The sequence below is a fragment of the Pseudomonas sp. GW821-FHT02H09 genome (assembly GCF_059421425.1).
Window position 1 is genome coordinate 1 of record NZ_JBWKVA010000034.1, and the last position, 11,735, is coordinate 11,735.

Genomic DNA, 11,735 nt, shown 5'->3' on the forward strand with positions numbered 1-11,735 from the left:
GTGGTGAGTAGGTTCTCCGGTGGTGGTCGCGCCTGAGTTCAGGTGAGCTAAAAATCCGACTTTTTCAACAGAATCGGCCGATAACTGTCACTCAGGCGTCATTAGGACTGCAAGCGTAAGCTTGATGAACTCCTCGTTCTTGTCGATGGTGTCCAATGCGCCGCGGACGTTGTCGGCGACGTCAGCCGAGCCGCGAGCCTCGACCCAGTTGGAAAGCTCCAAGATGGCGGCCTCCAGGGCGAGTTGGTTTTCGTTGATCTTGAACAGCAGGGAAGGGAGTAAGTCTGAGTTGGGCATGGTGTTTCCTCCGTGAAGAGGAAAGGGTATCAGGATGTTAGCTGGTTGAAAGTACCCTGCTGTGGGTGGCAGTCCTTAGGCTTGCTGATGTCCAGCTTTAATCTCAGATGCTGGATGGCCGCTTTCGGAAGCGGTCACTCAAAAGACTATATATAGGCAGTTGTTAGGCTTACCTGGCGTCACCGTGAACTAAGGCAGCGTGGCGGACGAGGATGGGGCAAAAATGGGGCAAACCATACGCCAATCCATGCCATTCAATGCCTATCATGCGTTTGTACATACAGTGGTGATATGCGCTGAGCCCCTGTAAACATATGGGGATGGGGCTTTACTGCCGGAATACTCCAGCACAATTGGCGTATGGACAGCTCGGCGCGGTGACCGGGTGCTTTCGTCCAAAAGCAGAAATCCAGTGCTACAAGGTCAAGGCGGCCTCAAAGCTGGATAGTCGCCTAACTAGCAGATAGCTTGAGAAATGCCTGCTGCCAGAATCTTCTCGTTGATCGTCGGATTTTTGAAATTAACATTACGGCTGGATAATCAGCAATGATGTTTTTTCAAGCCTTCCGGATAAGCCTATAATAATAGCTCCGACTATATGAGTGATATAGAAGTAGGCGTGCGATCTAGGTAATGAGCATGAAAGATTTGGTTGATTGTTTTTTATTGCCAAATATCGCTTTCGGTAAATAAACTCAGGAAGCTTGATAATTTCTTTGAGTTTTTCAACTGGAAGGAAGCCGTGTAATATGCTTGCCAAATCATTTCTAGTCGTTCCAATAGTAGCAATACCTATGACTTCCATAGACTTATTGAAGATGGGGCCGCCGCTATTGCCTTTTAGCAGCGGTATGTCGACGAGCCAATAGTTGCGACCCAAAACGTTTCGCTGCTGGACCACCTTGCCTGTGTTGAAGTACGGAGGTGTGCCGTCACTGTGGTTAGGGTATCCCATTGATAATATCGGATCTAAAACTCTAGTTAGGCCATCTTTTTTTCGCATTTTAAGAGGGCGAACTGTGTCAAAGTTTTGGTCGGGATAAAAGATCGCAAGATCTCGCTCTTTGCAAGAAAAGACTAATTGCGCAGAAAGTGTGCGACTGGTTGCCTCATTGGTTATGAAGGATACACAGTCTAGTGCTAACTCTTGAGTGATGCCGTCAACAACATGGAAGTTTGTTACAATTCCCGCACCATCTAGAAGAAAGGCCGTACCTTGGCTATCGCTCATTACCTCTTCAACTACGAAAACAGATTCGCCCAATATGTCCTGAGCGGACTTCATAAGGTTTTTATCTTCTTTTCCTATCGCCTTGCTAAATCTATAGGCAAGTTTTCGATAAATTGAATCACTCTTCCCGCGAATCATTTTTAGGAAGTCTAAGCGTCCTTTAACCACCGTCTTGAAAAATTCACCATTGCTTTTTTTTATTTTGTCCAATTGGTAAGGCGTGAGCTGGTTGGCTTCATTCAAGCCCTCTACGTATTTAATCTCCGCATTTATTGGGCCAAATTTCTCTAAGGCATAAATCAAAGAGCCGGTGAGTCGAATATAAGATCGGGGTAAGTTAGTAAATTCATTTACTGTAACCCCTGCGACAACTTGTCTTTGGGAACGGTGTTTCAGTCTCGTTTTTTCAGGGTTAATGGTAAAGCCGTTTTTTAATATTATGCTGGTGAGGGTTTCGCCTGGAGTCGCCTCATCCTCGTTCGAGATCTTAACTATATCTTTTGGTAATCTATGTTTTTTGCAGGTGAACGAAAAAGTAAGATCATCCACATACCTTGTATAATGGCATTGGTTTTTTGAGGCGACGCTTAAAAGCTGTCCATCAAGTTTCAATGCAATCATGTTGGAAATTATTGGAGAGGTAGGTGCCCCTTGTGCCAGATGACCGTTGAAGCAGCAGAGTTGGGCTACGACTGTGGCAACATTTTCAGGAGCGTTGAACGGGTAAGCCATAAAAAGGCGCTTGACTCTTCCGTAATGAATTGTTTGAAAGAAGTCTTTTAAATCAATATTGAAAACATATTCTTTGCCAATGTGTGGCTGTGCATTGGTCTTTATGCTTTTATTTTCTACAAAGCCGTGCGTGCAAGACTTGGCATTATGCGTTGTTAGGAGATACTTCGCTAGCAATCGCTGAAAGTGCTTTAGGTGGTTTTTAGGTGCGTGAATAGTCCGAACATTGCCGTTTTTTTTAGGGATGCTGAATGTGATGTAATTGATTTTAGTCTGAGGGTATAGCAGGCCAAGGAGTGTATCCTGCGTTGTGCCCAGCAAGAGAGCCAAAGACTCTATGCTGCCAAATCCTGGTTTAACTTTAATAAGCGAGAAAGCAAAATTAGGAGCAGTAGTCATATATAGGCCAGACGGTGGGGATGTTTTCTCTTGTATCACCTGAGCGGCAACATTTAGAACATTGAGCTCAAACAAGCAGAATGCAACCGTTGAGTTACCCACTGCAGACAGTCAGCGGAAAGTTAAATCGCTCCCCACCGTCGGGTTGGGCTGATACTGACAATCTAAAGAAGACATGTCAAATGGCTATCCTCTGAAATCTTTGATTTAGGTACATCGGCTATCTGCGTTGGACGAAAGCCGTCGGGTTCATCGTCCGGTTTTGGCCGATTTCGGCCAGAGGCGACCAGCTAAAATCGACCCAAAGCTGCCGTTGGCAAAAGGCAGCAACCGGCCGAGGGAGTGTAAAAACGGTTTCCAGCGTGCTAGGAGCCTAGTGCTGGATTGAAAATCGCGCGTCTACGCAAAATCCAGATCGGCCTAAACAGCCGATAATTTTCAGATTTCGCATAGACACGTAAACTTCAATTGTGACCAAAGATTTTTAGAAACTCTGGTCCAATAGCAGCCTGTCGCTAGCGCCCTTTAGGTGCCTTCCGTTCGATAATGGTCTTGGGATATTAAGAACGAGGGGTAGCATAAAGAGCTGCTCAATGAAAAAGATCCGCCTGGCACAGACAATTTGGGGCTACTCGCTAGCTTCTTAAGAAAGGATTCTCTTAACAATCATGCTTCCTGGAGAACTGGCTCGAAATACTCATTTGCAACCAGTAAACTCCGATTACACACCTATTTGGCCTTACCTGATCGCCGCTCGACTTTGTACAACCCAACGGTGATGTGAGCTTAAAACTGACCCGGAGCATCTCCGCTTTGCAGAACAAATCTATTAATGGACTACACGGATACCGGGGATTTGAGTATCAGATCGAAGCAACCGTTTGGGTCGCGCTTCAACTGATGCTTAGGGAAAAGCGCTGCGACATGATCATTGTGGAGCCCCAAAGCGCTGAAGACCTGGAGCTCGCCATCAATGCAGACCAGAGATCTTCGTCAGTGGAGTTTACTGTTAGCCCTGCCAGACGTCTGGTACTGCAATTCAAAACTCGTAGTACTCAGCCATGGACCAAGAGCGCGCTGAGTCGCGTAGTTGGGAATGGCCTCCCAAGCGAACGCAAGATAAGTGGGCCTCCCCCCCGTGAGCGCGCCTTAGAAATGTTGATTCGGCGTCACGACACGACTTATGTGCTCGTGACAGATGCCGGCGTGGACTCCAACATTTCTCGTCTAGTTGCAAACTCGCTGCTTGACAGTAGTGCGACAAATATCCCAAACAGCATCTTGGACAATCAACTAAAGTCACATGCCCCGGCAGTAAACGGTCGCCTGGCAGTTTTGCCATCGGTAACACGCGAGCTTATCCTTTTCAGGACAAACGATCTCATCTCGCGTATAGGTAAAGTGCCACATGTTCGCCTCGATGCATGCGTGGCGTCACTCAAGTCGCAAGTTAGGAAGCGGCTGCTGGGCGAGCTTGCCGGTGAGTTTGACCTAGCGGATCTGGAATCCACACTAAAAAAGCACGGTGGTGTATTCGATAGCCCTCTCATGGATGGATACTTTCCGCCAGAGGACGTGGCAAAACTCGAGGCGTTTCTTTCGGAGCAGAACGTGCTGATGCTGCTTGGGAAACCAGGTATGGGTAAGTCATCGCTTGCCTCGTATCTTAGTCACCTTCATCGTCGGTACGACCCGCCGTTTATGATTCATCATGAGCGAAACTCGCCCGGCGTAATTGAGTGCCTAATGCAGGAGCCGGGGCCAGCTCTATTTGTTATTGCTGACCCTTGGGGTGTCAGCAATAACAAGGGACGAAGCCAAATGACCCATGATTTGTCACGGGTCATTAGTTCCGCTAACGCTGATAAACGATTCATTATCACATCCCGCGATGATGTATATGACGATATCGATGTGATAACACAAAGGAAGCTTGAGCGATTCGAGATAACACTTTCGATGGAAAGTTACTCTGAACCCTCATTATGGAACATTGTGACGCGCCATCTTTCGACTCAGCTCAGCGCCCTTGAGGTTGCAAAAGGATTTCGCACGCAAATCCTTTTTGAGTTGAAGAGCCCAGCCGAACTCGATCTCTTCGGAGCGCTACTGTCTAAAACCAACAAAGCAACTTTGGATGCATGGGCGGAAGCGCTACGTGATCTGATTTTTGAAGACCAGCCTTGGACGGCTCCGCACTCTGCCAATACCAACGTCATGGACTTGATAAAGCATGCCGGTAGCGTAGTTTCGGGCCAATACGCACAGGAAATACTGTCAGAGTGGATACCAGACCACACTGCCTACATGGCCGCTAGTTGGGTATTGTTTGAGTCGTTTGAAAATTTTGACGAGCTTAAATTCATAGATTTATTGGACTCGGTAAAAACGCTTTCCAAAGAGCGCCCTCCTCAAGACTTTATTAAGCTACTCAAAAAAACCAAGATTGTGGAGGAGCGGGACGGGTACTTGTTCATTCACTCTCTGAGTCTGGGAGGCATGCGAGACCTGCTTAACTCCTCAAGATATGATGCGCTACTGGCAATTGAGAAAATTGTCATGCATTACGCATCTATGATGTCGGAGAAAGACGGAATTAATAACTTGGGGCGTGCGTTGAGCATCCTGGAGACGTGGAGAAAGTGGAACGTAGGTCCAGTAGTTGGTTTTCAAGATGTGATTGCGTTAATTGATAATTTTCTGGAAAGAAAATGCAGGGAAAGCGTCGGCGAAGATTTTCAGAATGCTGTATTTATGGCCGCTTGGTGGAGCTTCGCCAATAACAAGTTGGTACAGTTCACGGGTTCATGGAGAGCCCGCGAGCCCAGTTCGGATTGGTACCCGCCGGACTTATCATCATCCGTGATTCACGATATTGTCACATCTGGCTATGCCGAAAAATTTCTTCCTTTATTTGTGAGTGAGGTGATGCCGAATACTTCAGTGCATTATGGGCGGAATATTCAAGCGTTTATCGCACACATCCGTTGCTTTGATATTGATCTCGGGCCTGCGGCCCGCTCTGCGCTAGATCTGATTTACTACAGGTTGACCGTTGATGATGGCAGCAATGCTCACCTTGACCCGGACGTAGATCTTAATCTAAAACCGTTGAAGGCTTTATTTACCAGCTATACACGCGAGCACTATCCTGAATTCCCTGGGCCAACGCCTGATTGGGAGTTATGAGTCTCTGAAGAGCCGGGACGGGTGGGGTTCGTTGTGGGCGTTAGCCCCATCATCTGCTCCGCAATCTCGACCTACCTTTGCGGCAGTATTGGTATCGGTTTGCTCCATATCCTGATCGCTGTACGTTGATACGGATTTAGTACAATAGGCGGGCGATCAGGGACTCGCGTTAGTGACTCTCGGAACGTCACTACACGCCTGCGGGAAAGTACTTACGCTTGCTTCAATCGCCCATTGGTGACCTATTGCAGCCCTTCGTGAGAGGCAGCAATCGGCCATTACCGGTCAGTCGTGACAGGTATCGGATTAACATCCCTCCATCTCAATGCCACATTTGTCGCATGTCATGTCGCATGATAATCGAGTACCTGCGACAGAATCACGCGACATCGTAAAGCCATTACCATCAGGCCCGAATGTGTCGTCGCATAACTCAGGACTTAGCTACTGCGTTGATCTTCTTGTTTGCATAACGATTAAGCTAAGAGACGGGCTTCAGCCCGTCCAAGTTAGCGTGCGAACGATTTGAACCAGTTGTTTACATGCGCTTCACTACAACACGATCGCTTTTTACGTTACCGTAGAAGCAGTCCGTAATAGCGAATTTTAGCGTACAAATCTAAAACGGAATATCTGCATCGAAATCAACTGCATCTACCTTTTTATTTGCTTTGTGAAGCAACTCCTCATTTTCCAGCAGATAATCTATCCCGTCGGCAGTTATTGAGAATGCATAATATTCAGAGCCATTATACTCGTCATCTATAGCAATACTCTTATCTAGAAACCCGACCCTTTCCAATTTAATCGCCGCTAAACTCAGTATTCCTTGCTCAACCCCTTTCAGATCGTTGAATGTACTCCATACGGATACACCATCCGGTGAGCGAGCGTAGCTTTCAAGAACTTTTGCCAATAGACGATGCTCAACGTCGCCAAGTTTGTAATTGTATCCAGCCTTCCTGCGCGGTTTTGTCTGAATGTTTAAATCCTGTGAAAGCAAGCCTAAATTTGCCACTTCCTTCTTGATTAGTACACATGGGTGATTTACAGCAGCCTCTAAATTTCCATCAGACCTTCCACCATTGTAATCTGCGGGTGTAAGACCCAAAAGATCAGTCGGAAAATGCAGCTCGGTGTCTCGAGGTTTAACTATGAAGCATCGCTCTTTACCTAAAGTACCGACAAACAGGCCAAGCTCAAAAAGCACATTATCTCGGACAATGTGCTTTTGTTGGTCTCTGATTTCTGCAATATCATCTGGTGTAAAAATGAAAATTGCGAAGTCCACTGATTCCGCCATTTTTACCAGAGAGTCAATCGTGTTCTGAGAGAGGTTAAACCCATGCTTCCAAACCGTTACCTCAGCCTGATGATCTAGGTTTACGTTGAATGCATCAGCCACATCCAAGCTTTCTACCGCTGAAGCTATAAATATTCTAGGTTTTCTCATATGACTTCCTCAAAAACTCGACTCAGGCTGACCGCTAACGTGAAGCTAACGGGCGGACAAAAGCGCAGCTTTTGGACGTCCAGCGAGCGAAGTGAGCGATAGTCAAGCGCATTGTTATACGTTGAACTGGCCAAGAATAAACGTAAGCGCTCCATGAAGTACACCTACCGCTAGGTGCGGTTCTCGTTTGCGCATGGCCCTCCACCCTTGGGGCTCCGAGCGACCTGGCTAGTCAGGATGGGGAACTGACTTTTTGTCAGGCGAGAGCCGCTCCCTCACGGCTCATCCTAACGGTAAATACCATAAATCCCGTTATGCGCAGCCCCTCGCTAGCTTACCTTAGCTCGGTTTACCGACCGCTTTAGGTGGTTTTTTGAATGTCGTCACCGTCAGCTTTGAGTCGATTTCTCCCATCGTGACAGGCAGAAATCGGCCAGCTACGGTCATTCAGTGCATACAGACTTCAGGGCGATTCAATGCTAGCTTTATGCCTTCCCTCTGAAAGGCCTTAGCATGCCTATAGATCCTGATCGCCTCTATCACGACCTCGGCTACCTTATTGCGGAAATGCCAGACATGGCCACCCATCAATGGCAGACCCCTGAAGGCCAGCGATGGCTAGGACGCGCCTCGGCTCTCCTTGAGCAAAGTGGCAGCATCATGGATGCGGCAACTTTCAACGCTGCTGCAGAGCGCTTGAGTTCCAACGCCCTCATACCAGGCCATCCTGAAACCGTGCAACGAATGACAACTGTCCTTTATCGTGCCTTGGCCCGAGCAGAACTTCAGGCATCCCCTTCCACACGCGGCGCCTTTATTCCTGTCGGAGAGAGCTTCTCCGCGTTTACCGCCCTATCAAAGATCCTAACCGAAGCCCGCAGCACTGTGATGTTCGTCGACCCATATGCCGACGCCAACCTCCTGACAGACTTCGCCGTCCTGGTACCCGAAGGTGTCACAACACTGATCTTGGCAGATGCTCACGGAAGGAAAGCAACATTAGCACCGGCGGTGAAACACTGGACGCTGCAGTATTCGTCGGCACGCCCATTGGAAGCCAGACTTGCGCCAGATCGGTCGCTACATGATCGGCTGATCATCGTTGACGAGCAGGAGTCGTGGAGCCTTGGACAATCCTTCAATGCACTAGCTGCACGCGCCCCTACCAGTCTACTCCGCGCAGACTCCGAAACGGCCCAGCTGAAAATCCAGGCCCACAGCCTGATCTGGCAGACAGCCGTTCCGATTCAGTGAATTCGTCACGCAAGCACGAGTGGCCGAAGGCTTGGCTGATGTTATGGAATACCGCAGCCTAGTACTGTCGATGGACTCCCTTCCAACCATCACAACAGGCTGCGTTGGGTCGACTACAGCCCCTCACGACAGGCAGAAATCGGCCAGAAGGGGACGCTCAAAGGTATCTAAGAAAACGGGGCGCTTTAGTTCGCTCGATTTGCACTTCCCTAGGTGACGTCTACGCTGGGAGAAATATATATCCTCTCCTAGGGACGGGGCGAGCGTGCTGAAGCGAATGAATATGGTGCCGCCGCTTTTATCCCCCTCAGGGTCGCATCTATGGGCCGGAGAAATGACGGAGATCAATTACGACCTCGATGTGCTAGGAGACGAACCCAACGATCAATGGCGAAACTTTGAACTCCCGGAGGTCAACCTCATTGTCAATCCTAAGGTGGCTTGGCCACGCTTTGTACCAAGCGCGTCCACTCTGGGGTCGTTTCTCGGGGCGAACTATCGCAACACACCGGGTGAATGTTTGTATATAGCTAGAATACAGATAAAAACTAAGACGCTAAATAGGCCATTTGTTTGTATACAGCCTCGCTAGGTCTTGCACAGATAATTACTCCAAAAACTCCAATTCGAGAAATTTCTATGAAAAACACAAAAGTAAAACGAAATGAAAACGGCACAATCCACCTGAGTGTCGAAACTGAATGGCTCGATTCATCTGGCGAGGCAGTATCTGTTGCAAATAGCTTAATAGAACTTGAAATTGACGCAACAACTAGCGAAATTGAATCAAGAGGCGGTCGTGTTGTTGGTACAACCAGTTACTCAGTTAGCGTATCTGAAAAGGAGGAAGCGGATATAACCCTGTATCAGGGCTCTACTGAGGCGGATATTGATTGGGTAGTAGATGATAAAGAAAAGCGCATTTTTGAAAAAAGGAGATATATAAATATTGAGGAAGAGTTAAAGAATCTCTTGCGTACTAGGGTTGGGAAGGTTTGCTACCCTAACCCACCACCTACTAATCCAAATTTCCCGAGGACATTCTTATGCTTCTGGGATGTTGTTGGAATCGAGAGGCTAGAATTTATATCCAAGGAAGGGAAGGTCCTAGAGTCTGAATATAAGCCAATTCCTGATGGGATTACTCAAGAGCGAAAGGAGTTAATTAATTGCACTAGTGATGATCAAAACGAGACATTTACCGTTCAAATGTCATCCGAGCGCGGAGAAAAATTAACTCTATCTACAGCAATAGAGTCAAAAACCGATATATCTATCGGGCTGAAGTATTCGGTATTAAATGCAGGGGCATCAAAAACGCAGAATGTGAAAATTACTAACACATTTGAGCAGACATTCAAAGAGGTTATAGCAAGAACGCAGACAAGTACAAAAAAAGTGCGGAGCCACAAACTACTTCTTGTTAATTCAATTTTGAAGCAAAGTCGTGGCAATTGGCCTTTCATCGCAACTGTAATTGTTGATGGCTGGCTGCAACGTAATGTCGCGCTCTGCACTGATTCGTCAGGTAATAGTTGTGGTCCTGCGAAAGTTATGGCACACCAAAAAGCTAGCGAATTCCTCAGTGAAGATGAGAGAACTTTCACTATTAATGGCGTATTCGAGAACGCAGAGGTTTCAGATATAAAGATCGTCTATTTGGAAAAGGATGTTGACCCAAATGACACAACTATTTGTCCATGGCCTAACATCGTTTACCAAAGAGCCGTATCAGATGGTTTCATATAGACCATCATCAGGCTTGCTAGAGCCTAGCTTGATTCCTCAATTGTGGGATGGCTGCTTTCGACCCAGGCTGTGTGAAAACACATTTTTATAACGATTCGGCCATGGGGGCATTTGTCCAGGTTTTGAGGCACCATATGCTCTCTAGGAATCCAGCAGCTCGACGCAACTCTCAAACCAAATCAGGAAGAATGAATGCCTTCCCGTCGCCGCCTCAGTAGTGTCTGTCAAAGTATTGCGCATCACGCTGCCAGCGGTCTGTCGTACGTACACCCACATCTGTTGCAAGCGCTAAAAGTAACCGGGGAGCCTATCGCGACGGTGGATCTACTGAGTGCGACCCCATACCCGAAGGAGCTTCGCAGTCATCCCCACCTTCCCGCCGCCCTCTCTTCATTACGTGATCGTTTTGAACAAATTTTGAAATCTGAAGGGTTTTTAATAACCGACCTCAACGAGGCCAAACTATTTTTCAAACCTGATGGCCAATACCACGACGAGTATTGTTGCGAATGTCACGCAAGGTTGTCCCATTCAAGCGGCCGTAAATACTTTGCGGCAGTCAATTGCATGGGTAAATCCATTGTTCCCCAGCTCGCCAATTTCTGTCCAATCCCCACCGGCAATGTCCTCAATCCAGATGAAAAGCGAGCTTAGCTTTAAGGCCAAAAGCCGAAATACAGCGAGGATGATCTAAGCTTCTGATCGTCTAGATCGTCCCCGCCACGATCTCGACGATCTGAAGGTTAGACAATCGCAGGTGTTTTCACACAGCCTGGGTCGTTCTCTGCCGGTCATGGTCACGTAATTTGGCGGGCTCTGGCGTAACTCGATAATGATAATTATGAGGCTCCGATGACCCCTAAATCGAAAAAAATTGCGTGCATTGGTTGGGGATCGCTGGTCTGGGATCCGAGGACGTTGCCATGTATTGGGAACTGGAACCAAGACGGCCCGCTGCTACCTGTAGAATTTGCCAGAGAGTCGGCAGGTGGCAAGATCACGCTGGTGATTTGCAAGGACACAGCCCCAGTGACAACGTTATGGACGTTGATGGACACTCCCGACGTAATGACCGCGCGGCGGCAGCTCGGCATACGCGAGTACGAAACCGCCACACACAAGTGGATCGAAACCAATATTGGTTTTTGGGATCGATCAGACGGCTCAGCGTTTGGAGCGGAAGCGCAATCTATCGCCGAATGGGCAAACTTGCATGACCTCACAGGCGTGGTGTGGACGAATCTTAATTGCGGATTTAAGAACAAGGCACGCAAAGGCGTGGTGCCCACCTGTGAGGAGATCATTGCGCATCTGCACAGCCTAGGCGGTGCAGAGCGAAAAGCAGCAGAAGAGTATATTCTCCGCGCGCCTGAACAGATCGATACGGCCTATCGCCGGTTGATTACTGCTTCATTAGCGTCGATCTGATTA

Annotated in this window: 8 protein-coding genes; 5 read left to right on the top strand and 3 right to left on the bottom strand. The window is 47.9% G+C overall.

Annotation, left to right across the window (positions count from 1 at the left end; all coding sequences use genetic code 11):
- Positions 1–87: 87 nt before the first annotated feature.
- Together AC07VR_RS30150 and AC07VR_RS30155 are read right to left on the bottom strand one after the other, a co-directional pair.
- Positions 88–297 carry a hypothetical protein gene (locus tag AC07VR_RS30150; protein WP_282314828.1) on the bottom strand — a complete coding sequence of 70 codons (210 nt, stop codon included), beginning with the start codon at positions 295–297 and terminating at the stop codon, positions 88–90.
- 526 nt (positions 298–823) lie between these two features.
- Positions 824–2,659 (bottom strand): trypsin-like peptidase domain-containing protein, encoded by a 1,836-nt coding sequence (locus AC07VR_RS30155; protein WP_495013460.1) that lies wholly within the window; start codon positions 2,657–2,659, stop codon positions 824–826.
- An 813-nt stretch (positions 2,660–3,472) separates the two neighbouring features.
- Between AC07VR_RS30155 and AC07VR_RS30160 the strand changes: the two genes are divergently transcribed.
- A complete protein-coding gene (locus AC07VR_RS30160; protein ID WP_495013461.1) occupies positions 3,473–5,848 on the top strand; it encodes an nSTAND3 domain-containing NTPase in 2,376 nt (791 codons plus the stop codon).
- Between the two features lie 619 nt (positions 5,849–6,467).
- On the opposite strand, the gene AC07VR_RS30165 is transcribed toward AC07VR_RS30160, so the two are convergent.
- Entirely contained in the window at positions 6,468–7,301 is an 834-nt protein-coding gene (locus AC07VR_RS30165; RefSeq protein WP_454186530.1) for a TIR domain-containing protein, read from the bottom strand.
- Positions 7,302–7,814: 513 nt separating this feature from the next.
- On the opposite strand from AC07VR_RS30165, the gene AC07VR_RS30170 reads away from it, so the two are divergent.
- The 4 genes from AC07VR_RS30170 to AC07VR_RS30185 all read left to right on the top strand — a co-directional run bounded on the left by AC07VR_RS30170 (position 7,815) and on the right by AC07VR_RS30185 (position 11,732).
- Positions 7,815–8,555: a hypothetical protein gene (locus AC07VR_RS30170; RefSeq protein ID WP_495013462.1), complete on the top strand. Its 741-nt coding sequence runs from the start codon at positions 7,815–7,817 to the stop codon at positions 8,553–8,555.
- 639 nt (positions 8,556–9,194) lie between these two features.
- Positions 9,195–10,304, top strand: coding sequence for a hypothetical protein (locus AC07VR_RS30175; RefSeq protein ID WP_495013463.1), 1,110 nt, complete (start codon positions 9,195–9,197; stop codon positions 10,302–10,304).
- 192 nt (positions 10,305–10,496) lie between these two features.
- Complete coding sequence (locus AC07VR_RS30180; RefSeq protein WP_495013464.1) at positions 10,497–10,958, top strand: hypothetical protein; 462 nt, start codon at positions 10,497–10,499, stop codon at positions 10,956–10,958.
- A 198-nt stretch (positions 10,959–11,156) separates the two neighbouring features.
- A complete protein-coding gene (locus AC07VR_RS30185) occupies positions 11,157–11,732 on the top strand; it encodes a hypothetical protein (protein ID WP_495013465.1) in 576 nt (191 codons plus the stop codon).
- Positions 11,733–11,735: the final 3 nt, after the last annotated feature.

Bases quoted from the DNA above. Each gene is read 5' to 3' on its own strand.
- AC07VR_RS30150 (WP_282314828.1), bottom strand. From the start codon at position 297: ATGCCCAACTCAGACTTACTCCCTTCCCTGCTGTTCAAGATCAACGAA.
- AC07VR_RS30155 (WP_495013460.1), bottom strand. From the start codon at position 2,659: ATGACTACTGCTCCTAATTTTGCTTTCTCGCTTATTAAAGTTAAACCA.
- AC07VR_RS30165 (WP_454186530.1), bottom strand. From the start codon at position 7,301: ATGAGAAAACCTAGAATATTTATAGCTTCAGCGGTAGAAAGCTTGGAT.
- AC07VR_RS30170 (WP_495013462.1), top strand. From the start codon at position 7,815: ATGCCTATAGATCCTGATCGCCTCTATCACGACCTCGGCTACCTTATT.
- AC07VR_RS30175 (WP_495013463.1), top strand. From the start codon at position 9,195: ATGAAAAACACAAAAGTAAAACGAAATGAAAACGGCACAATCCACCTG.
- AC07VR_RS30180 (WP_495013464.1), top strand. From the start codon at position 10,497: ATGCCTTCCCGTCGCCGCCTCAGTAGTGTCTGTCAAAGTATTGCGCAT.
- AC07VR_RS30185 (WP_495013465.1), top strand. From the start codon at position 11,157: ATGACCCCTAAATCGAAAAAAATTGCGTGCATTGGTTGGGGATCGCTG.